The sequence below is a fragment of the Methylophaga sp. OBS4 genome (assembly GCF_026319305.1).
Taxonomy (GTDB): Bacteria; Pseudomonadota; Gammaproteobacteria; order Nitrosococcales; family Methylophagaceae; genus Methylophaga.
Window position 1 is genome coordinate 1 of sequence record NZ_JAPDMV010000009.1, and the last position, 23,320, is coordinate 23,320.

The window sequence follows — 23,320 nt, forward strand, 5'->3', positions numbered from 1 at the left end:
AGACTGATGGGCAACTGAGCTGCCCATCAGTAGGCGGCGCTTACTTGTGCGCGACGTCGAGTTTGTCGACAGTATCAAATTCGAATTTGATTTCTTTCCAGGTTTCCATCGCCATTTTCAGCTCTGGGCTGTGTTGGGCTGCTGCAGTCAGGATTTCTTTACCTTCTTTCTCCAGCTCGGCGCCATGGTTACGTGCTTCAACACAGGCTTCCAGCGCAACACGGTTAGCCGCAGCACCCGCTGCGTTACCCCAAGGGTGACCCAGGGTGCCGCCACCGAATTGCAGTACGGAATCATCGCCGAAGATGTTGACCAGTGCAGGCATGTGCCATACATGGATACCACCGGAGGCAACAGGGAATACGCCGGGCATGGAACCCCAGTCTTGATCGAACATAATGCCACGTGCCCGATCTTCTTTGATGAATGAATCACGCATAATATCGATCCAACCCAAAGTCGCGGCGCGGTCACCTTCCAATTTACCGACCACAGTACCGGAGTGCAGGTGATCACCACCTGACAGACGCAGCATCTTGGCTAATACGCGGAAGTGAATACCGTGGTTCGGGTTACGGTCCAATACCGCATGCATTGCACGGTGAATGTGCAGCAAGATGCCGTTATCACGACACCAGTTGGCCAAGCCGGTATTGGCAGTGAAACCGCCGGTCAGGTAGTCATGCATAATGATCGGTGCGCCCAGTTCTTTGGCATGTTCGGCGCGTTTGTACATTTCTTCCGGGGTCGGTGCCGTCACGTTCAGATAGTGACCTTTACGTTCGCCGGTTTCCTGTTCAGCTTTATCAATCGCTTCCATCACAAAGTCAAAACGCTGTCTCCAGCGCATAAACGGCTGTGAGTTAACGTTTTCATCGTCTTTGGTGAAGTCGAGACCGCCACGCAGACATTCATAAACAGCGCGGCCGTAGTTTTTCGCAGATAAGCCCAGTTTTGGCTTGATGGTACAGCCCAGCAATGGACGACCATATTTGTTCATAATATCGCGCTCAACCTGAATACCGTGTGGTGGTCCACCACAGGTTTTCACGTAAGCAATAGGAATGCGAACGTCTTCCAGACGCAGTGCACGTACAGCTTTAAAGCCGAATACGTTACCAACCATTGAGGTCAGTACGTTAACAACCGAACCTTCTTCGAACAGGTCTATTGGGTAAGCGATAAACGCATAAAAGGCTTCGTCATTACCGGGTACGTCTTCTATCGCGTAAGCGCGGCCTTTATAATAATCCAGGTCTGTCAGCAAGTCAGTCCAGACAGTAGTCCAGGTACCGGTCGATGACTCGGCTGCTACAGCGGCAGCAGCTTCTTCACGGGGCACCCCTTCCTGTGGAATGACCTTGAAACAGGCCAGCAAATCAGTGTCTTTAGGGGTGTACTCGGGCATCCAGTATGTTTCGCGATACTCTTTTACACCCGCTTGGTAGGTTTTTGCCATGGTTATTACTCCTCTTGGTAGCAACCTAATTAATGTGGGGGTCTACTAGTTTACCCCTGCTACGCGACTTGTGTCGTAACCACTAAATTAGTTGACATTAGCCATAAGTACAAGATAATAATTTTTATATTTATCATTTACTTTTAGTTATACATGCACCATTCCAGGCATCACGGGTATACATCATGATTCATGCGACTTTACAGCAATTCCGTTTATTCGAGGCTGTCGCCCGGTTGAAAAACTTCACCCGTGCTGCAGAAGAGGTGCATCTGACCCAGCCGGCGGTGTCGATTCAAATCAAACGGCTGGAAGAAAATATCGGCACACCCTTGCTGGAGCAGGTCGGCAAGCAGCTCCACCTCACCGTCGCCGGGCAGGAAGTCTATGATGCCTGCCGCGATGTATTGCAACGTCTGCATGAATTGGACTCGTCACTAGATGATTTGAAAGACGAGGTCGCCGGTCCGGTCAACCTGGTTGTGGTCAGCTCAGCCAAATATTTTCTGCCTTATCTGCTCGGCAACTTTCTCGAGCGTTACCCCAAGGTCAAACCCAGGCTGATGGTAACCAATCGCGCTCAACTACTTTCGCGGCTGTCTGCCAATGAGGATCATCTTTATATTATGGGCCAAGTACCCGACGAGTTGCCGGTAGAAGAATATCCTTTTCTGGAAAACGTGCTGGTTATTGTAGCGCGCCCTGATCATCCGTTGTGCAACAAAAAAAATATCAGTCTGGCAGAGATTGCCCGGGAGCATATTGTCGGTCGAGAACCGGGCTCGGGCACCCGTAAAGCGATAGAGGAACTGTTCGCCGATGCCGGCCTCAGCGTTTCACCTTATATCGAAATGAGCGGTGCCGACGAAATCAAACATGCGGTGATGGCCGGCTTGGGCATCGCAATTTTGTCGATGCACAGCCTGCAACTGGAGCTCGCCGCCAATAAACTCAAGATTCTTGATGTGGAGCAATTTCCATTACACCGCCGTTGGTATGCGGTGCATCGCAAAGGCAAAAAACTGTCCAAAGCCGCGCAAACGTTTCTCGATTATCTGCAACAGGAAGGTGAAGCGGAAATTGCACATGTGCTCAATTCAGAATCATAAGGATCGTTACCTGACCATAACCTTTTCCAGTGCAAGACGCACCATGCTCTGTGCCAGCTCCTGTTCAGCAAACAAGATGGTGCCGCCCCCTTCTTTTTCCAGCAGCTCGGTTTCTTCTTCATTGTGACTGCGGAGCAGAATATCGACCTGCGGATTGAGCTGACGGGCAATCTCGATCATACGGCGGTTACGAAGCGTATCGGGCGTGGTGATCAATAAAATCCCTGCCCGGGCAATATGTGCCTGAATCAGCACAGCCGGTTCCGATGCGTCACCGGCGACAGCGTGCAGGCCTTTTTCACGCAGACTCTCAACCAGTTCCCGGTTCTGCTCTGCTACCACAAAAGGCAACTGCTGTTGTTGCAGCGTCTCAATAATATGCCGGCCAACACTGCCACAGCCAACCACCACCATATGACCTGAAATTCCCCGGGTTTCTGCGGTCATCGGCAGCTCTGCCAGCGGATCATCGGGGCGTTCAAGCAGGCGGGCCAGTTTTGAACGGGACCGAATCCAGGCCTGGGCCGGCTCGATTAACAAAAAAACCAGATGATTGAGTGCAATTGAAATAAGGGCGCCGGCCAGAATGAGGCTGACACCTTGTTGTGACAATAACCCCAGGGAAAAACCGAGCCCTGCCAGAATAAAAGAGAACTCACCGATTTGCGCCAGGCTGGCCGATACTGTCAGCGCGGTATTTAGCGGATAACGGAAAGCAAGAATCAACAAAAAGGCGGCCAGCGATTTTCCCACCACAATAATCGTCACCACCACAATCACCTTCAACGGCTCTTGAATCAGGATATTCGGATCAAACAACATGCCTACCGACACGAAGAACAGCACTGAAAACGCATCCCTGAGAGGTAAAGACTCTTCAGCGGCCCGGTGACTGAGGTGAGACTCACTGATAATCATGCCGGCAAGAAAAGCGCCCAGCGCAAACGAGGCGCCAAATAATTCCGAAGAACCGTAGGCAATACCCACCGCCGCGGCAATCACGCTCAAAGTAAACAGCTCACGGGAGCCGGTACCGGCCGCATAATTCAGCAACCATGGAAACAGCCGCCGGCCGATCACCAGCATCAACACAACAAACACTGAAATCTTGACCATGGTAATAAGCAACGGCCACAACACGTCCCAACCGGCCATATCACCCGCAGCGTTGCCGGCGAGCCAGCCGGACAGCGGCGGCAAAAATACCAAAGCCAGCACCATGGCCAAATCTTCAACTACCAACCAGCCAACCGCAATACGACCATTGACAGACTGGATTAACCCCCGCTGCTCCAGTGCTCTGACCAACACGACCGTGCTTGCTACAGAAAGCGCCAGCCCGAACATAAAGCTCGATCCCAAACTCCAGCCCCAAAAACGGGCGACACTCATACCCAGTGCAGTAGCTACCGCAATCTGTACAAGGGCGCCGGGTAAAGCGACTCGTCTGACCAGCAACAAATCTTTAAAAGAAAAATGAAGCCCGACACCGAACATAAGCAAGATGACCCCTATCTCGGCCAACTGGGCTGACAGCCCGGCATCTGCAACAAACCCGGGGGTGGCGGGTCCGATCATGACGCCGGCAATCAAATAACCCACCAGGGCCGGTAACTTTAATCGATTAGCCAGGATCCCCAGAATCAGAGCAAGTCCCAGGCTGGCAGCAATGGTCGTAATCAACGTAATGCTATGAGGCATATTTTTTATCCACAAAAAAAATCTGGCAATCGCGGCAGGCCTTGCGTCTGTATAGCAGTTTGCAACAATTTAAAACCGCTGAACAAATTAGTCCGACGCAGACACAGATCGCGCAGAAAATTTTTGCCCACCGGAAACTTCGTCACTACCGATCTTGCTGATTGATAATGAAAATAGACGCTGCCGAAATAGGCTTATCTCAAGTCTGATTTTCAACAGTCCCCGGCTATCAGGGTTTCAATCTGGCATAGATAAACTCATCATAAAACTCGCCATTCTTGAACGCTGATTTCCGGGCAATCCCTTCCAGCTGATAGCCACATTTTTCAACGACTCGCATAGACGCTTTGTTGGGTGCATAAACTGGTGCAAACAGCCTGACAATATCGGTCTCATTAAACACATACTCCGTCATCAGGGCCACCGCTCGCGTCGCAATTCCTCTGCCCCAGAAAGGTTGGCCCAGCCAGTAGCCTATTTCTGCCGAACGGCGGTTTTCATGCTGCCCCCTGGCTGCACCGACTATGCCCGTCAGCCGACCATCCACATCAATAACCCGGGTGAGTTCTGCCTTGGAACCGGTATTGACCCACCAAACAGCATCATCACGACTATAAGGAAATGGAATTCTGGATGACAAATATTTTGTGACCGCGTAATTATTGAGCAGTGAGGAAATCACATCGACATCACCCTCTGCGTAGCCTCTTAAACTGACATGCTGTAGATCCCGCATAAAACCTCACATGTTGCCGCGATAGTTTTATCATACGCTTAGGGCCTGAATAGAAAAACGCCGACAATTGTCGGCGTCTTAATTAAAACCCAAGCCGGTTAGGCTACTTATCGATGGTAAATTCCGGATAAGCCGTCATTCCGCACTCGCTGACGTCCATACCTTCGAGTTCCTCTTCTTCGGCCACCGTAGCTTTATCACTTTATTGATAATCAGCAGCACCAGCAGCCATCCACATGACCAATGCCGTACACATCAAGAAATAAAATGTATCCAGCGCATAACCGACCTCAATAACCAGATTGTCCATCATCGTCTCCCTTAAATTGCTTCATGGCCGGTTTCACTGGTTCTGATCCGAATGATCGACTCCAGATTCACCACAAAAATTTTGCCATCACCTACATTGCCTGTTTTGGCATGGCGGATAATCACTTCCGTGACTTTGTCCAAATCTTCATCTGCCACAGCCACTTCCAGTTTTATTTTAGGTTGGAAGGAAACCGTATATTCAGCGCCTCGATACAGGGCCGGATGCCCTTTCTGCCTGTCGTACCCCCTGATTTCACTCACCGTTAGCCCGCTAATGCCAGCCTCGTGCATGGCCGACCTCACAACCTCCAGAGCATGAGGGCGAATAATGGCCGTAATAATTTTCATTGCTTGCTCCTGTTAGATTTCATGAAACTTAATTTACCCCAGTGAATCACTGGAAATACTATGCCAAGATTATTTATTCAACATAAACAGGGCTTTATTAAATTTATGCGTGGATAAATGAGGAGAACTGAACCGAAGCAGTGCAACTGGGTGACCGGCCTGCGCCAGATTGGCGCGGGTTACTATGCAGCAACGTTGCAGCTGACAGTAAAAGCCGGTTTAACAGCTCTAAAACCATGGGCAACTTCCGGCCTGCCTGGCAGCGAGTGCATACAGTGATGAATCAGCGTGTTATCACTTCTGACACCCGTTGCTTTAAAACGGGCAATACCTCGAGTTCAAACCAAGGATTGCGTTTCAGCCAGATATTATTTCTTGGGCTGGGGTGGGGCAGAGGCATTATGGCAGGCCAGTATGTACGCCATGCCCGAACAGTGTCTGTCAGTGAGGCTTTCGCCTCGGGCAAATGATATGCCATGGCATAGTTGCCGATCACCAAGGTCAGTTGCAGATGACTTAAATGAGACAGCAGTTGCGCTCGCCAGGCTTCGGCACACTCCGGCCGTGGCGGTAGGTCACCGCTTTTAACCTTGCCCGGATAACAAAATCCCATCGGCAAAATAGCGAGCTTGTCAGCATCATAAAAAGTCTGTCGGTCCAAGCCCATCCAGTCACGCAGCCGATCACCACTGGCATCGTTAAATGGCACGCCGGTTTCGTGCACCTTCAAACCCGGAGCCTGACCGGCAATCAGAATTCGCGCTTCGGGGCTGAACTGCAACACAGGCTTGGGCCCCAGAGGCAAAAACTCACGACAAATAGTGCAATTAAGAATATCTGCATGTAATTGTTGCGCACTTTTCGCCAGTTGCTCCCGCCAGTCGTCGCCGGCAACATCGCCATCCAAAAAAACATACGGTTACAACACTGATTTCCCCAGCTTAACTCGTAAAGCGTCTACCTTTTTCATAATCCGGCATGGCCACGCTTAAACAAGCGATATCAACAAAATAAAATAGTCTCGTTCATGAAAAATACAAAGGAGCCCCGCGCAGGACTTTTATCATATATCCAGCCAAGCTAGAATTCAGATTGAGACTGAAAGAGTAGCGTGGGTTTTAAATCCATACTACTCTGTGTTTTAAAAGCCTGGGCTGATCGAAACGGGAGTGGGCGTTCATGAATAACTGGCTGTATCTTTCCATTTTTGGGCTGTTGTTCGCCATCATCGCTTTGTGGACTTATTCCAAGGTTCGAGCATCCAGGAACAATAAACCGCACCCAGAAAAAATACAAAGCTTTCACTGCATCACTATTTACCCCTGTCCTGGCGCCTGTGAAAACGTCAAACAATTATGCGGCAAGAAATTTCTGGCCAGCGAAGCCCCCATATTGCCTGTTCCCGGTTGCACCGCCAAGCAATGCAGATGCGCGTATCAACATTACGACGACCGGCGCAGCGGTAAGGATCGCAGACACGAATACATCGAAATGGAACGAGCCGCTTCTGAAAATGAGCATCGTGCTAAAAACAAACCCGATCGTCGACAACAGGATTGAACAGACTTCGGCGGTCTCGGTTAATTTTTATTTCCGGGAACTTGTCAGGGGAGGATATCACCTGGACACATGATCGAAAACCTGAATAGGGTGTCGAAGTAATAGATGAATTGGAGAAACTCTGGGTCACACTGCAGACCACTCTATGACCTTGGTTTCCCTTCACTCAGCTCGATTCTTCTTTTCTTTTAATTATTCGCCATAAAAATGTACTTTGAACCTATCTCTGAAGTTCTGATGGCAAGCGAGACAATTTCCCTGCACCTTGGCAAAGGCATCAATGACCTCTAAACCTTCTCTACGTCGTGCTGCCTCAGTCAAGTCTAGCGCCGCTTTATGGACCTGTTCATCATATCCCTTGAACTTAGCAGCGTCTCTCCCGATGAATTTTAGAATACGCATCTTCTCAACAAAAGGCGGCTGAGGATGATCGGCGATCTGAGTCGCAATTTCCGCAATCCGTGCCCAATCCTCATGAGAAATAGCGCCGGCGATCTCCTGCATGTCCTTACCCATCTGTTGCATAATGCCCTGTAGCATCAAGCCCTCGGTGCCAGGCTTATCTTCATACGGCTCTTGCTCAGCTAAGCTTCCCTGAGCAGCCAATAAGGAAGGAGAAACTGACACAATAGTTAGCAACCCGATCAAAAATGTATTTTTGCAAAAACTCATTGGTTATTCCTTCTTTGGATATCGTTAAAGGTTTGCGCTGTTAACTCCTTGGAGGGTTCTAGGGCCTCTGGCACACATGTCCACCCCAAGTCGTCAAATAGCACGTAGAGTGCTGGAATCACCAGCAACACCAAGGCGGTTGCAATGAACAGCCCGAACACTACGGCTATCACAAGAGGTTGGATGGCTGCCGCCTGGGTGCTGGACTCAGCCAGCAGGGGCAGCAAGCCAGCAATAGTGGTAGTGGATGAGATCAAGATCGCCCGCAAGCGATCACGGCTAGCCTGACCGGCAGCGGACGCTGCATCATGCCCCTTAGCGCGGTAGTTCTTAATAAACTGGATCAACAGGATTGCATTGTTGACTACGATGCCCGACAGTGAGGCCGCCCCGATCAATGAAGGCATTGAGAGATAGTAGCCCATGATCACATGGCCCCAGATGGCACCGATGAAGGCCAGCGGGATCGACAGCATCACAATCAGTGGCTCAATATAGCTGCGGAACTGAAATGACAGAATAACGAAAACCCCCACCAAACCGATCAGCAATCCGCGGCCGATGGAAGCCCCTGTCTCGGCGGAGCGGGCCACCTGGCCTTCGAAATTCGTCTCGACGGCGGGGTGACGGTCCCGAAAGCCATCGAGCCATTCGTCCTGTAAGTTGTCAACGATGGCCTGCCCGGAGGAACGGCGCGCATCCACATTTGCCTCCACGGTCACCGTACGTTGCCCGTCGATACGGGTGATACGCGCCCAATCGCGCCGTTCGGTCATGTTGGCCACTACTTCCAACGGTACTCGGCTGCCGTCGGGTAGAGTGATAGTTTGATCGGCAAGATCGTCAAGGCTACTGCGATCGGCTTTAGCCTGACGCACCAGGATCTCAATATCCTGGTTGCCGATGCGCTGAGTGTCGGCGATCTCACCGAGCAAAGCCGACCGTAACTGAGAAGCCACCTCTTCGGCGGTCAAGCCCAGGCCATGCGCACCTTCGGCGAGAGAGAAGGCCCGCTGGGGCTTGCCAAGGCGCAGGTCATCTATCACGTTGTAGACGGCCATATACCCCCCCAAGTGGGCAACAAGCTCCTGTGCCGCGGCCTTGAGGGTGTCGAGGTCCTCACCCTGCAAGCGTATCTCTACGGGGACACCGGCCGGCCCGAAGCCCGGCTCCTGGATAATCAGCCGCTCAAGGCCAATGATTTCGCCGATCTCCTCACGCCAGGCGGCGATCAGCTCATCTACGGTGACGCTGCGCCGCTCGGCGGTAAGCAGATCGACTATCACCGTGGCTACATGAGGTCCCGCCTCCCGGGCACTGGGATTGTGGTTGAAGCGCACCTGTACGGCCTCCACCAGCACTGCGCCGTCAGGCTGCTCGGGAGCGTAGCGCGCGTCGAGGCGTGCCATGGCCTCCTCCACCTGCGCGGCCGCTGCTTCGGTACGCTGGAGCGGCGTGCCCTGGGGCATCAGGATGCGCGCCTCCAACACATCACCATCAATATCGGGCATCGCCTCACTGCCAATATGGCCACCGGTCATGAAGCCGGCGGAGCCCAGCAGGATTATCAGCAGCCCTCCCAGTACCGCGTGACGGAAGTGAATGGCCAGGTCGGCCAGGCGCCCCACCCGCTCGCGGAACCCCTCAAAGCCGCGCTCGAAGGCGGCCCGCAGGCGGGAATCGTGGCTCTCGCGCAGCCGCGCCACACTGCTTTTTAGGTGGTGCGGCAGGATCCAAAAGGCCTCAAGCAGGCTGGCCGCCAAGGCGGCAATCAGCACCACCGGCAGCACCTCCAGCACCGCGCCCAGTTCGCCGGCCAGGAAGGAGAGCGGCACGAATACAACCACCGTGGTCAGAAAAGAAGAAAGCACACCAGGTAGCACTTGGCGGGTGCCGGCCACCACCGCCTCTAACGGCGAGGAGATCTGCCGGGCATGGGCAACGATATTGTCGGTGATGACGATGGCGTCGTCCATGACAATGCCGATGGCCATCAACAACGCTACCAGTGTGATCATGTTGAGCGACAAGCCAGTAAGGCCCATTATGAGGAAGGCGCCCATGAAGGCAGCAGGCAACCCTAGCACTGCCCAAATTGCCAGCCGTGGACGGAAGAACAGGCTCATTACCAACACCACCAGCGCCAGGCCCATGATCCCGTTGCCAACCAGCATCTGCAGTCGGTCACGCACGATACCGGTCATGTCCTGGGTCAGGGTAAGGTCGACCCCACTGTCGAAGCGCAGGCGCTCCGCCTCCAGCAGACCTTCCAAGGAGGTCTTTACCGACAGGGCGTCATCACGTAGCGACTTGCTTAGCTCCAGCACCAGAGCGGGCTTGCCGTTGAAGCGGATCGCCTCCTCTGGCCGCTCCCCCACCTCGCTCAGGGTGGCGATTTTGCCTAAGGTCAACTCGCCCCCCTCAGCATCAGAAACCACCACCAGCGAGGCCAGCTCGCGTAGCGAGCGGCGCTGGTCGGTGAATCGCAGCAGGATGTCCCGGTCAGGAGTCTCCAAAGTGCCCAATGGCAGGTCGAGGCTTTGGTGTGTCACCCTGCCGGCCAAGTCCCGAGCCGAAAGCCCATACTGTCCCAGCACTTCACGAGGGACCGCCACCTGCCACTGCCGCTGGGACATGCCGTGGATGTCCACCTTGGCCACCCCCGGCAGTGCCATCATGCGCTCCTCCAGCCGCAGGGCGTAGTCTTCCAACTGCCTCCGGGGCATGTCCCCGGTCACCGCCACCGCGGCTACCAGGTCGCTACGGTGCAGTTCGCGCACCACCGGCGCCTCGGCGCGGACCGGCAAGTCGGTGATGGCGCGCACCTCGGTCTGCAGCGCGTTTAGGAAACGGATGCCGTCGCCGCCGGGGATCATGGTGGCCGTGGCGCTAGCCAGGTTGTCTTGGGCGACGCAGGTGAACTCGTCGAGGTACTCGACACCCTTGACCGCATCATGGAGGCGCCGACAGACAGCATCCTCCACATCGGAGGCACTGGCACCGCGATAAACCACTTCCACGGAGACCTCCAGCGGACGATAGTCGGGGAAAGTCTCGCGCTTAAGTTGGGGTGCGGCGAACAGGCCGGCAGCAATCAGCAGCACCAGTAGCAGGTTGGCTGCTGTAGGGTGGCAGGCAAACCAGCGGATCATGGCCGCTCTCCTGACGCCGCCGCAGCAATCCGTCGCTCCAGTACCTCATCATGGTGGACAGCGAGCGTCATACCCTGAATCGCCGACGGAAGGTCGTTGACCACCACCCGTTCGCCTGGGGCAAGGCCAACCGCAATCACCGCCAAGTCCCCTTGCTCAAAGGCCACCTCCACTTCGCGGTGAACCAAGCGGTCCTCGTCATCGACCAGGAAAAGTTTACCCTGGTGAACGGCGGATGCCGGCACTGCCAGCAGCGGCTCAGGACTCTCCGTTGACAGGCGCACTTGGATGTACATATCGCGCTGCAACGGAGGTCTATTGGGCGGCAGGGCATTGCGATAGGGATCATCGACCCGCACAACCACTCGCACCGTACGGGTGGCGGGATCCAGGCCGCTGGCCACCCGCACCATACGACCCGTCCACCCCACCCCCGGGGCACCCACCAGCTCCAGCTCAGCAGTAATGGCGGAGAAGTCGATCCGATCGCTCAGATCCATGGCGCCCTCGGATAGCCCATCCACCACAACGCTGCCCAGCAGGCGCCGTAACATCGAAAAGGGAATACGTCCCTCTACCTCAGCAGCTGCTAGGCTATCGGCCTGAAACAGGTGCTGTCCCGATCCCACGAACTGGTAGAGTTCCACCCCCACCTCACCCAAGCGCAGATCATATGGCGCCACGAAACGTGTATCCTCAAGATCACGCCGCGCTTGAGCAAGGTCGGTGTTAGTACGCTCGCGCTGGGCCGTCAACACCGCCCGCCGAGAGGGTAGCAGCGCCAGGGTGTTCTCCAGGGAGGCTACTGCCTGCCGCTGGGCCAGGGTGGTACGACGCTGCTCATCGAGCTGGGCGCGAGTCACCGCTCCGCCGCTGGCCAAGCGCTCAATGCGTGCAAGTTCCTGCTCGGCCAGCGCCAGGCGCTCGCGTTCCAGCACTAGTAGACCGCGGGTATTGGTTTCTTCGGCCTCCAACTGGGACAGTTCGGCAGCCAGGCTGGCCAGCCTGGCTTGGGTCTCGGCGATAACCAGCTCGTAACGGCTCGGGTCCAGCACAAGAAGCAAGGTTCCCTCGGGCAGAAGAGCGCCACTGGCCAAGTCCTGGTGCCGCGCTATTACCCGCCCCGACACATTGGCCACTGCTTGCCAAGTCTCGGCGGGTCGCGCTATACCGTGGCCGCGTGCCTCCAATCGGAATGCCAGAGGGCGGGCTTCAATTACGGTGACGCTGGTGAGTGTAGCTGTCGCATCTTGCCGCTCGGGGGGCTGGCGGTTGGTCACGAAGAACACCAGCAGGACTACGCCAATGATGAAGCCAGCCACCACCATGAGCACTCTGCCTATGTGTCGGAAAGAGAGATTCATCTGGATACTCCAGCGTCTGCACAGATGCCATTCAGGTAAATTTCAAAAACTGCCGGTGCCTTCTGCGCTATCTGAGACATATCACCAACCATTAGCGATTGCATGACCAGTCCCTGCACAGTACCGACGAATTGGATGGCAGCGACGTCTATATCCAGTCCCGGCCTCAACTCACCAGCTTGGCTCGCTTCAACAAGCCTAGTCTCGACGCGTTCACGGTAGGCAAACAGCAGGGAGCGGATTACCCGACGGGCCGGAGTCTGGCGATCATGCTGCAACTGTCCAAGCATCAATCGTGGTACACCAGGATATTGAATGATGAAGGCAATGTGGGCGTTAAACATCGCCTCAAGCGCATCCAGTGGGCCTGCAGCACTATTGGCAGCCTCATCAAGCCTGCTAATCACGCGTCCGGCCACCCAGTTGGCGACAGACTCCCAGATTGCCTCCTTGCTTGGGAAATGCCGAAACAGAGCGCCTTGAGTGACCTGCATGCGTTTGGCGATTTCTCCAGTAGTGATAGTGGCCGGATCCTCTTTGGCACAGATATCTATTACGGTTTCAACGGTGCGCTCACGGCGCTTCTCGGAGGAGAGATAGTGCTTTACTGACATACTTGCCCCGGACAAAAGATAGTAATTGATTACTATCTTTATATATTCCTATCAAGCGTGTCAAGATGAGCAGCAACCACAAAATCCGAAGTTAAGATTTTTTGACTGGTTGTCTGCGTCACACGTGATCAACCAAACCTTCCAGGTACCCCGCTTTTATGTGTGGTTAAGTGCTCAAAATAACTTGAGATAATAGATAAAGGCTGGGCTACATCAGATCACAATGACAATGTTTTCTATTCAGAAGTAGTTATCGATTATTCTTGAAATACTCTTCAGTGTTTCAGAGTCATCGGTCAGTGATTCTGCCAGGCAGGCATAACAGGCTTGTTTCGGATTCACTCCTGATTTAATCATAATCGCACAATAAACCAACAATCGGGTTGAGGGCGCCTCTTCCAGATCATGTTCCTGTAAACGCCGCAAATCTTGTGCAAGACTAATCAGCAGCGAGGCTGTTTGCTTTTCTATACCCGTTTCCTGGCACAGGATAACGGTTTCATGCTCTGCTTGGGGATAATCAAAACTCAGAGAAACAAAACGTTGCCGGGTACTCGGTTTCAGGCCTTTCATTGCATTCTGGTAACCCGGGTTATATGACATGACTAACATAAAGTTGGGATGCGCCTGGATTAATTCTCCGGTCCGTTCCAATGGTAATTCACGACGGTGATCAGAGAGTGGATGCAGTACAACCGTAGTATCCTTACGTGCTTCCACCACCTCATCAAGATAACAAATAGCGCCTTCACGGACAGCTCTGGTAAGCGGGCCATCTTGCCAGTATGTGCCACTGCCATCGATCAAGTGACGCCCAACCAGATCTGTCGCTGATAAGTCATCATGACAGGCGATGGTATATAAAGGTCGATCTAATTGTTCCGCCATATATTGAACAAAGCGGGTTTTGCCACAGCCAGTAGGCCCTTTCAACAAAACCGGTAAGCGGTTATAGGCCGCCGCATGGAAAATATCGACTTCATTGTTTTGTGAAATATAATTTAAATTAGCCATAGGAATGATTCATCCATTTTAGTGTTTGGTCAGATTCAGATATAAACGAGGCAGTAGCACGGGTAAACGTGCCGGATCGCTGATCAGACAAAAGCCCTGTTCGCCAAACAGGTAGGGCAGATAGTTATTTGCTTCGCGGTCGATAGTGATACAGAAGGGTTTGATCCCCTGTCTTTTAGCTTCAAGAATTGCATGGCGCGTATCTTCGATACCGTAACGTCCTTCATAGTGGTCTATATCGTTTGGTTTGCCATCTGACAAAATCAGCATTAACTTCTGCTTGGTTTTTTGCTCTTTCAGTATTTCTGTAGATTGACGGATGGCTGTTCCCATACGGGTATAAAAACCGGGCTTTAACGCATGGATGCGGCCATAAACGCCATCTGATATAGGTTCATTAAAGTTTTTCAGCAGGTGATAACGGATTTGCTTGTTTTTAACTGAAGAGAAACCGTAAAGAGCAAAATTGTCACGACTTGACGCCAATGCTGAGGAGAAAACGGCTAAGCTGTCTTTGATGACATCAATAACTTTTTGTTCATCGTTAATACCGGCATCCGTCGACATGGAAATGTCTGCCAGCAAGAGACAGGATAAGTCACGGTGATCTTTGGTGAGCCGTCGGTAACAATCTGGCATATCGACTGATTGTGTCGGATTGGACAGATGGTCTATCCAGGCATTTAAATCCAGTTCTTCCCCTTGAGACTGTCGGCTTAGCCAACGCCTTTCCGGTATTAACAATTCAAACTGCCTGCGAATTTTAAACGCTAATGCTCGCAGATGAACGGGCATTGGCATGGGTGTAGCTTCATCCGCTAAAAATGGCTGTAACAGACAAAAGTTGTCTCGCATTTGTTGCTTTTTATAATCCCACTCTGGCAGCAAAAGGCCTTCTCCCAGCGGCAATTCATCATTTACCGGAGAGGGCAAATCCATATCAAAGCGTATTTTGGCTGCACCGGCCCTGCGCTTTTTCGACAAGGTAATGACATCCATATCTTCAGCGGCGCTTTTGGCATCCTCATCCATATCTTCTTCTTGAGGCCGATCAACGGGAATATGTTCTGTCCAGCTGAATAAGCTTTCAAGTCTAAAAATCAACAAACCATCCGTTTCTTTACTGTCATCCTCACGAGTGGCTTGTTTACGTCCGGCATTAGCTTCTTCAATAGCGTCTGGTTCAGATGCGTTTTCTTCCTCAGTTTCTTCTGCAGCTATGCTATCTAACGGCATCCAGGGTGAAGGATAGAGCCACAAGGGAACCGGTAAAGGGTTGAGTTTAGTTTCTATCAACCGTGTAATAGAGCCAGGCTGACTCAGTGCCTGCTGGATTTGTATTTCCTGTTCATTAATTGCTGATAGTTTTTTCCAATAACGCATGCGTTCATCAGAAATAGCTTCTACTAACTCGTGATAGCGGCGCTTCAGACCCGGTCTTTTCTCGAGCAGTTGTACCGTGGCAAGTTGGTTATCAGTAAACCACGAGTTCACCTTTGGCATTTGTGCAGCCATGGCCGTAAGCCAAAAATAAATATCTTCGTTAAGGCTTGTATCAGTACAAATTGATAACGTTGGCGGAAGTCGCAAGCAGCGTTCATCTTGCCAGGCCAGGTAGAAACGTTGCTGACTACCCGCTACCTTATCAATAAAACGGCGATGGATTTTGAGCTTATGGGTATTGGCAGCCTCTATAGATTTGCCCGGGTCGCCCCCCATTGCTCGGTAATAAGTGGACAGTTCACTCTGCAGATCCGATAGCGATACCAATGATTCTTGATGGTTGGTATTAGCTTTCTGGCTGATGAGCTTATGCCAGACTGTTCCAACGTATTCTTCCATATTTGACTATACCCAGACTGATAGTAACCGGGGCCTTGGAGTATTCCAAAACCCCGGCTTATCAAAACATCATGCAGGATTGGTAACGGCTTTCGCTTCTGTTTCAGAAACGGTTTCACCACTTACAAAGAAGCTAGCAAAATAGGCAACCAAACCACTAAAGAACAACAGGCCAAAGCCGAGTCGTACCCAGTAAGCAGGACTGATGGCTTCCTGTGTTGCCATAAATGCCATGGCATTAGCATCATCAGGAATACGCTGCAATGCTACTTGCCATACACCGGCAACGGTTAGCGCCAAAGTGATGCCTATCATTGCAATACACATACTCCAGAATGCGTAGCGTTCTAACCGCTGCGCTTGAAGTGAGTTACCCTGAGGCCGTCCCCTCATGATTGGCATAGCGTAGGAAATAATGCACATTACAACCATCGCATATGCGCCAAAAAAGGCAAGATGGCCATGCGCTGCTGTAAGTTGTGACCCATGGGTGAAGTAGTTAACGGGAGCCAACGTATGTAAAAAGCCCCATACACCTGCACCCAGGAAAGCCATGACCGCAGTACCTTTCGCCCACAGTGTTGCTACTTCATTCTTATGATGAATTCGGCGTTGTTCAACCATTCGGAAGGCAAACAGCATCATCATGAAAAACGGAAGTGGTTCTATAGCAGAGAAAATTGAGCCCAACCACAACCAGTATTCACCAGGGCCAATCCAGAAATAGTGATGTCCCATGCCGATCAAACCGGAAATCAGGCACATAGCAATAATGACATACAGCCATTTTTCAATAATTTCACGGTCTACGCCCGTGACTTTAATCAGGACAAAGGCCAGAATAGCGCCCATGATCAGTTCCCAGACACCTTCAACCCAGAGATGAACAACCCACCACCAGAAAAATTTATCCAGTACAAGGTTTGACGGGTTATAGAATGAAAACAGAAACAATACTGCCAAGCCGATAAGGCCGGTAATCAACACCATATTGATGACTGTTTTGCGACCTTTCAGAATGGTCATGCCGAGATTGAATACAAATGCCAGAATAACCACAACCAGACCAATTTTTGTAATAGTCGGCTGTTCCAGGAATTCACGCCCCATTGTGGGTAGCAGATCATTCCCGGTTAAACGGGCAAGCTCAGCATAAGGCACTAGCAGATAACCCAGAATCGTGGCGACACCTGCTGCAGCAAAGACCCAAAAGGTTATTTTTGCCAGTAACGGGCTGTATAACTCCGTTTGCGTTTCTTCTGGTACCAGGTAATAAGAAGCTCCCATAAACCCGAACAGTAACCAGACAATCAACAAGTTGGTATGTACCATCCTGGCAACATTAAAAGGAATGTATGGGGACAAAAAGTCACCCACAACATACTGTAGCCCCATAATTAAACCAAACAGAATCTGTCCGGCAAATAAAATGAGCGCGAAAATAAAATACGGTTTTGCCACCGCCTGAGACTGAAACTTCATTACAAACTCCTTCATTAACCCTGAATATTAGGCGGCCAGTTGTTATCTTTGATCCGAGAAGTCCAGATCAGAAAATCGGCCAGCGCATCTACTTGTTCATCAGTAAGATTGAATTGAGGCATTTGACGCCGTCCCGGAACATTCAGAGGTTGTGCTGCCATCCAACCACGCAGATAACCTTTGAATGCGTCTTCGTCACCATTGCTATAGCGATCGAAAACATTAGCAAGCTCAGGTGCGAAATAGGCACCTTCCCCCATGAGGGAATGACAACCCACACAATTATTCACTTCCCATAAGTGCTTACCCTCAGCGACAGACTCAGTAATCAAGTGGCGGTTATCCCGTTCTGGTAAAACCAGCATCGTATCAACCGTTAGTCCCAGTAACAGCAGGACAAAAAAGAAGCTGCCGCCGTAATAAATATTACGAGCCATCCCCTTGTTAAAAAATTCAGTCGCCATAATGCCTCCTCATAATGGAAGTCTTTACCTTGATAGATAAATACATTTTTAGTTGTTCTCCGTCTTAAACAATCCGAGCTAATTTTGCTTAACCCATAGGAGCCATAGCCAGAACCATGCCAAATAGCTTTAACTGGTCTGTACCCGGCCATTGCATACGAAAAATTGCCCGCCAAACCGGGTGATACAAGGCCATTTTGTGATTATTCTGGCTATGGCTGATATGATTACGACTACGGTTTCTAAATAAACTGCTAAAGCATGTTGTTATTTAGACAGCGCCCATAATGTTGTTAAAATAACAAAAGTTGTACTTATGACATCACCCGTTTTTTATAAAGCACTTATCCGCCTGGTTTCTGATATTTCCAGCGATCTACCTGCTGAGGAGCGCTATAGTCGCTTACTACAGGAAGTCGTGAATATCTTTCCTTGTGATGCTGCCGCATTACTCCAGTTTGAGAATGGTTATCTAAAGCCTTTGGCAGTAAGGGGGCTATCGGTAGATACAATGGGCAGGCGTTTCAAAGTCGATGAGCACCCCCGGCTTCAAAGGCTTTTACATTCTCGTGATCCCGTCCGGTTTGCTGCAGACAGTGAGCTGCCGGATCCTTATGACGGACTTGTCGAAAACAGTGACCATAAGCTGCATGTTCACGACTGCATGGGTGCCTCACTGCATATTAATAATCGGCCGTGGGGGGTATTAACGCTGGATGCGATGGACCCCCGCCGTTTTGATCAAATTGAACCGGTTATTCTGAAAACATTTATTGGTCTTACCGAAGCGACAGTAAAAGCCGCCGGCCGTATTGCTGCATTAGCAGCCCGTGCCGAGCATGAACATCAAGTTGCTGCAACCCTGCAAGAACAAAACCAGCAGGTGGAAATTGTGGGGAATAGTCCTGCAATAGAAAAATTACGCAATGAAATAGATGTGGTTGCACGGTCTGACCTGACCGTGCTGATTTTGGGTGAAACCGGGGTCGGTAAAGAATTAGTGGCGCGATCTGTGCATAACAAATCTCAACGAAATAAAAATTCATTGGTTTATATCAACTGTGCAGCATTACCTGAAGGAATAGCAGAAAGCGAGTTGTTTGGTCATGTTAAAGGTGCTTTTTCCGGTGCAACAACTGACCGTGCCGGTAAATTTGAGATTGCACATGGCGGAACCTTGTTTCTTGATGAAATTGGTGAATTGCCGCTGTCTCTCCAGGCTAAATTATTACGAGTACTGCAAAGTGGTGAAATACAGAGGGTGGGCAGTGATCGACATAGAGAAGTAGATGTACGAATTGTGGCGGCGACGAATCGCAACCTGCTTGAGGAAGTTGAGCAGAAACAATTTCGAGCCGACTTGTATCACCGCTTGTCTGTATATCCGGTCACCGTCCCACCGCTACGTGACCGGGAAAACGATATATTATTGCTGGCGGGTTATTTTATGGAGGCAAATCAACGCCGATTGGGTGTGAGAGGACTCAGGTTATCACAGGCGGCACAACAGGCTTTGCTGGCCTATAACTGGCCGGGAAATGTGCGTGAACTCGAGCATTTAATCAGTCGGGCTGCGTTAAAAGCAATAGCAGGTAAAAAACACCCAGACCCGGTTACATTGCAAGAAAAGAATTTAGGTTTGCACCTCGTTGTTTCGGAAACTGACTCTGTCGAGAAAGAGCTATTAACTGATTTAACGACAGAATGGAACCGGTTTAGTCATTTTGACAACATTCGTGATGCACAAGATGAGTTCCTCAGGTATCTGATTGAAGAGAGACTGAACCAGTTTGATGGTAACCGAAGTGCTGCAGCTCGTTCTTTGGGATTGGACAGAGGAAATTTTCACCGTTTGATGAAACGGTTGGAACAATAAAAATAGTTACCGCCGGAGTGTTTATGAATCATAGCCTCAGTAGCAGACAAGCAAAGGTTTTGCCGGGTAATGCGGGTGTTTGGTTATTTATTTTTGTAGAGGTAACTACCTTTGCGTTATTTTTTCTGACCTATTCGGTTGTGTATCGTCTGAATTACAGCCTGTTTGATCAATATAAAGCTGTCTTGCATTTAGACTTGGGCGTTATCAATACCGTCATGTTACTGACCGCCAGTCTGTTTGTAGCATTGGCTGTCAATAAAGCGCGATCGCAACAACATACACGTGTTGCCTGGCATTTGTTGCTGGCGATGCTCTGTGGCTTTGTTTATATCGGCATAAAATTTTGGGAGTGGCAGCAACTTTATAGTTTGGGTTATACCCTGCACACCAACACATTTTTCAGCTTTTATTTCTTTCTGACTTTATTCCACTGGTTGCACGTTATTCTGGCACTGATCATTCTGAATAATTTCCGCAGCCGTTACCAAAAAGCCAATCCTCCACCCGGCCTGGAAGGACTGCAGTCAGCGGGCAGCTACTGGCATATGGTCGATATGCTGTGGTTAATTCTGTTTCTACTGATATACATCGCCTGAATTAACAGCGAGTCGTTAAATATGAAACTATGGTTTTACTGGCTATTCCTGATAACAGCAACTGTTATGATGGCCGGACTTAATATTAAAAGTCTGCAGTTGCTGATCATGCTGTTTACTATCGTAAAACTTCTTACGGTCAGTGAAGTGTTTATGGAATTGCATCATGCGCCGTTGCTCTGGCGCAACGCGATGCTGCTTTACTCTGTCGCGGTACCGCTAGTATGTTTTCTTATTATTACGGTTTAAATTAATGCCGGCAGTTGGGGCAGGCTGAGAGCTGACCAGCAGAATGACTCTTGAACCTGAATATCTTGTTTAGTCAACATGGCCCGCCCCCGAGGATCGGCGATGTCAATAGACTCCACCAGACATTTCCGAACACACAAAAACGCGAAACCCCGCACTGGGCGGGGCTTTGAGAATCACAGCGATCGCTGATGGAATGTATGTGGTGGCTATGGGTGGATTCGAACCACCGACCCCATCATTATGAGTGATGTGCTCTAACCAGCTGAGCTACATAGCCGTATGAAGCGCGCCATTTTACGATGATGACTGCCAAATATCAAGAACTAAAGCCATTTTTATAGCCAGTCGCTGAGCTGAATACCAAAGCCGATACTGTTGCTGTGGGCATCATAATCAATCAGGCTTTCACCATAACCATTAAACCATTGTACATAACCTCGAACACGCTCGGTCAGCGGGAAACTCCAGCCCAGTTGTACAGCACCACGATTATCACCAAAGTCCAAATTGTTTCTGAGCATTACATCGAAGGTGTTATTTCCGACTTTGTATAAGGCGCCCAGTTCAAAATTCCCCATATAGTCTTCGATATCAGGATTGTCATCATTATCACTGTCTTCTGGCACTCGCCACCAGGGTTTGAATGAGAAATACAAGTCATCATATTCAAAAACGAAGTCGGCATAAACGCGGTTCCAGCTACGAGATAAGGTACCCGATTGACCATTGGATTGATGGGAGAAGCCGGTGCGGATAATCGAGTTTTTCACGCCAAACAGCTCAAAGTCATTTTGAAATGACAACCAGGCTTCAGGTTCATGATTGGAATCCCGAAAAGGGGCGGAGCCATCCTTGTTAAATTGCTGCCAGAAAGAACGGTTGGTGTAGGCTACAAACATATCCGCACGGTTATTGAACAACCCCCGGGCAACGGGCAGTTTCAGGCTAATCTGGAATTTGGTTTCCCAAGGTTGGAACTGTACATCCTCAGCCGGATCAGCCAGTTCAAACGGTCGCTCATTAGGTGAGCTCATATTGTTGCTGAGAATGATGTAGTTGGGCTTGTGTGGCAGCAACACGAAAGGATTGCGGGCTTCTTTCTTTTCCAGAAACAGGCGACGGCTAATCGCCGATTCAGTTTCCACGCCATTTTCTGTGACTTCAACCCCCATATCATCAGTCGCCGTCTCCGCCATATCCTGCTGAGCCTGCTCTGATTGACAAAATTGCCTTAGCTCGCCGATGGTAAGGGTATCGTCGGCGGTCGCCATTTGTCTGAGCAAACATTGATCAAACTGCCCGTCGGCCTCAATCACAAAAGGCCACCAGAACGCTGCCAGGAACAGCGCAGACAGTATGCTTTTCATAACTAACCCCGGCTTGAGTTTGAATGTTTCGAGAACTGATTGAATAGTTATAACAGACTGGCGACACATTGAAACGGAAATGCATAACATCGCCGGTAGAGATAGACCTGCGGCCAGACTGGTTAATTATACTAGCAATCTTGATAATAATTCGTTAGTCCAGGATAAACACTACCCGGTAAAAGCGCGAGCGACAGGGTGAAAACGGACTAGGTGCCGGTCAGATAAATCATTTCCGGCGCTTCGTGCATCAAAAAGTTCTGATGCGAGATATTCCAGGCATAGGCGCCTGCCAGGCTGAACACTATCCAGTCCCCAATAGCTATCGAGTCGACGTGCTGCCGCCGCGCCAGGACATCTTTGGGCGTGCAAAGCTGCCCCACCAGCGTGACTTTCTGGTTTTCGATACTGACAGCATTACCACGCTGGCGTGGCAATATGCTGAACGGGTGATCGTGGCTTTGAGCCGCCGGCGTCCGGAAATGGTGTGTGCCGCCATGGCCGATAGCAAACCATTCACCAAGATTGTTTTTGATATCCAGCACCTCCATCACGTAAAAGCCGCAGGTAGCGGTCACATAGCGGCCACACTCGAAACGCAGGCGAAAACGCTCGGCCTGCTGCTCGCAGATCACTGTGGGCAGTTGCTGGCAAAAACGCTGCCAGTCAAAATGCTGTGACGGGGACAGATAGTTAATACCCAGACCGCCGCCAACGTTAATCACCGGTACATCAATAGCAAACTGTCCGCACCACTTTCTCACGCTACGCAAATAAAGTCCGATCAATGCCAGATGATTATCGACGTTCAACTGATGTGACATCAGGTGAAAATGAAACCCTTGTAACTGCAACAGCGGCACTGCTTTTATCATGGCCAGCGCCTGTGGCAACTCCGATTCATCCAGTCCGAAAGGCGTCGGCTTGCCGCCCATGGTCAGGCGCGTGGTAGGCAGGCCTTCCAGGGCAATATTCATTCGTAACATGATCTGCACCGGTGTCTGATGCCGGCTCACAATATCGGCCAAACGCTGCAGTTCGGTCAGGCTCTCGACATGAATAGTTTCAATCTGCTTGTCCACCGCCGACGTTAACTCTGCCGGCAATTTTCCCGGACCACCGAAAATCAGACGATGTTCGGGACAATGCTGCAGCAGCCAGTTCAGTTCGCCACCGGAAGCCGCTTCAAAGCCGTCAACATAAGGCTTCAATGTCTGCAGAATAGCCGGATCCGGATTGGCTTTGGCCGCATAAAAAAGCTCGCAGCCCGCCGGCAGCGCCGCTTTCATGTCGGCAATATGCCGGCGCAGCGCCGACAGGTCGTAAACATAACCACAAAATGGCGTTGAACGCTGTTGTTGTAACTGGCTAAGTTCCTGATTAACTGATGGGGTCAT

At 50.8% G+C, this 23,320-nt stretch carries 20 protein-coding genes and 1 tRNA gene; 5 read left to right on the top strand and 16 right to left on the bottom strand.

The features are described from left to right. Positions 1-40: 40 nt before the first annotated feature. Positions 41-1,459 (bottom strand): form I ribulose bisphosphate carboxylase large subunit, encoded by a 1,419-nt coding sequence (locus OMP95_RS03880; protein WP_266326145.1) that lies wholly within the window; start codon positions 1,457-1,459, stop codon positions 41-43. A 185-nt stretch (positions 1,460-1,644) separates the two neighbouring features. Here OMP95_RS03880 and OMP95_RS03885 point away from each other — a divergent pair, with 185 nt between their 5' ends. Beyond that, entirely contained in the window at positions 1,645-2,568 is a 924-nt protein-coding gene (locus tag OMP95_RS03885; protein WP_266326147.1) for a LysR family transcriptional regulator, read from the top strand. 6 nt (positions 2,569-2,574) lie between these two features. On the opposite strand, the gene ybaL is transcribed toward OMP95_RS03885, so the two are convergent. From ybaL to OMP95_RS03905, 4 genes are all read right to left on the bottom strand, one after another. Next, positions 2,575-4,269, bottom strand: a complete 1,695-nt coding sequence (gene ybaL / locus OMP95_RS03890; RefSeq protein WP_266326149.1) for a YbaL family putative K(+) efflux transporter — start codon at positions 4,267-4,269, stop codon at positions 2,575-2,577. A gap of 229 nt (positions 4,270-4,498) precedes the next feature. Then, positions 4,499-5,005, bottom strand: a complete 507-nt coding sequence (locus tag OMP95_RS03895) for a GNAT family N-acetyltransferase (protein ID WP_266326151.1) — start codon at positions 5,003-5,005, stop codon at positions 4,499-4,501. Between the two features lie 321 nt (positions 5,006-5,326). Next, the gene (locus OMP95_RS03900) at positions 5,327-5,665 is read right to left on the bottom strand and encodes a P-II family nitrogen regulator (RefSeq protein WP_266326153.1); all 339 of its coding nucleotides are present in this window, start codon (positions 5,663-5,665) and stop codon (positions 5,327-5,329) included. Positions 5,666-5,948: 283 nt separating this feature from the next. Beyond that, positions 5,949-6,572: a uracil-DNA glycosylase family protein gene (locus OMP95_RS03905; protein WP_266326155.1), complete on the bottom strand. Its 624-nt coding sequence runs from the start codon at positions 6,570-6,572 to the stop codon at positions 5,949-5,951. 272 nt (positions 6,573-6,844) lie between these two features. On the opposite strand from OMP95_RS03905, the gene OMP95_RS03910 reads away from it, so the two are divergent. Further along, a complete protein-coding gene (locus tag OMP95_RS03910; protein WP_266326157.1) occupies positions 6,845-7,225 on the top strand; it encodes a hypothetical protein in 381 nt (126 codons plus the stop codon). Positions 7,226-7,417: 192 nt separating this feature from the next. Here the strand turns inward: OMP95_RS03910 and OMP95_RS03915 are convergent, their stop codons facing one another. The 8 genes from OMP95_RS03915 to OMP95_RS03950 form a co-directional block, all read right to left on the bottom strand. Continuing rightward, on the bottom strand, positions 7,418-7,897 hold the full coding sequence (locus OMP95_RS03915) for a cytochrome c (protein ID WP_266326159.1): 480 nt from the start codon (positions 7,895-7,897) through the stop codon (positions 7,418-7,420). After that, positions 7,894-11,049, bottom strand: coding sequence for an efflux RND transporter permease subunit (locus OMP95_RS03920; RefSeq protein WP_266326161.1), 3,156 nt, complete (start codon positions 11,047-11,049; stop codon positions 7,894-7,896). Before OMP95_RS03920 ends, OMP95_RS03915 begins: the two co-directional genes overlap by 4 nt. Further along, complete coding sequence (locus OMP95_RS03925; protein WP_266326163.1) at positions 11,046-12,413, bottom strand: efflux RND transporter periplasmic adaptor subunit; 1,368 nt, start codon at positions 12,411-12,413, stop codon at positions 11,046-11,048. Before OMP95_RS03925 ends, OMP95_RS03920 begins: the two co-directional genes overlap by 4 nt. Continuing rightward, a complete protein-coding gene (locus tag OMP95_RS03930) occupies positions 12,410-13,027 on the bottom strand; it encodes a TetR/AcrR family transcriptional regulator (RefSeq protein WP_266326165.1) in 618 nt (205 codons plus the stop codon). The genes OMP95_RS03925 and OMP95_RS03930 overlap by 4 nt, the downstream gene beginning before the upstream one ends. Positions 13,028-13,267: 240 nt before the next feature. Next, a complete protein-coding gene (locus OMP95_RS03935; protein ID WP_266326167.1) occupies positions 13,268-14,041 on the bottom strand; it encodes a CbbQ/NirQ/NorQ/GpvN family protein in 774 nt (257 codons plus the stop codon). Positions 14,042-14,059: 18 nt separating this feature from the next. Continuing rightward, positions 14,060-15,883 (bottom strand): nitric oxide reductase activation protein NorD, encoded by a 1,824-nt coding sequence (locus tag OMP95_RS03940; protein ID WP_266326169.1) that lies wholly within the window; start codon positions 15,881-15,883, stop codon positions 14,060-14,062. 69 nt (positions 15,884-15,952) lie between these two features. Further along, the gene (locus OMP95_RS03945) at positions 15,953-17,365 is read right to left on the bottom strand and encodes a cbb3-type cytochrome c oxidase subunit I (protein ID WP_266326171.1); all 1,413 of its coding nucleotides are present in this window, start codon (positions 17,363-17,365) and stop codon (positions 15,953-15,955) included. Between the two features lie 14 nt (positions 17,366-17,379). Next, positions 17,380-17,829: a c-type cytochrome gene (locus tag OMP95_RS03950; RefSeq protein ID WP_266326173.1), complete on the bottom strand. Its 450-nt coding sequence runs from the start codon at positions 17,827-17,829 to the stop codon at positions 17,380-17,382. Positions 17,830-18,145: 316 nt separating this feature from the next. Here OMP95_RS03950 and norR point away from each other — a divergent pair, with 316 nt between their 5' ends. The 3 genes from norR to OMP95_RS03965 are packed head-to-tail and all read left to right on the top strand — an operon-like array spanning position 18,146 to position 20,553. Next, positions 18,146-19,705: a nitric oxide reductase transcriptional regulator NorR gene (gene norR, locus OMP95_RS03955; RefSeq protein WP_266326175.1), complete on the top strand. Its 1,560-nt coding sequence runs from the start codon at positions 18,146-18,148 to the stop codon at positions 19,703-19,705. Positions 19,706-19,728: 23 nt separating this feature from the next. Then, positions 19,729-20,304 carry a cytochrome c oxidase subunit 3 gene (locus OMP95_RS03960; RefSeq protein ID WP_266326177.1) on the top strand — a complete coding sequence of 192 codons (576 nt, stop codon included), beginning with the start codon at positions 19,729-19,731 and terminating at the stop codon, positions 20,302-20,304. A gap of 21 nt (positions 20,305-20,325) precedes the next feature. Continuing rightward, a complete protein-coding gene (locus tag OMP95_RS03965) occupies positions 20,326-20,553 on the top strand; it encodes a hypothetical protein (protein ID WP_266326179.1) in 228 nt (75 codons plus the stop codon). A gap of 203 nt (positions 20,554-20,756) precedes the next feature. On the opposite strand, the gene OMP95_RS03970 is transcribed toward OMP95_RS03965, so the two are convergent. The 3 genes from OMP95_RS03970 to OMP95_RS03980 all read right to left on the bottom strand — a co-directional run bounded on the left by OMP95_RS03970 (position 20,757) and on the right by OMP95_RS03980 (position 23,320). Next, positions 20,757-20,833 (bottom strand) — tRNA-Met (locus tag OMP95_RS03970). A 58-nt stretch (positions 20,834-20,891) separates the two neighbouring features. Next, positions 20,892-21,923, bottom strand: a complete 1,032-nt coding sequence (locus tag OMP95_RS03975) for a phospholipase A (protein WP_266326181.1) — start codon at positions 21,921-21,923, stop codon at positions 20,892-20,894. 209 nt (positions 21,924-22,132) lie between these two features. Beyond that, complete coding sequence (locus tag OMP95_RS03980; protein ID WP_266326183.1) at positions 22,133-23,320, bottom strand: type III PLP-dependent enzyme; 1,188 nt, start codon at positions 23,318-23,320, stop codon at positions 22,133-22,135.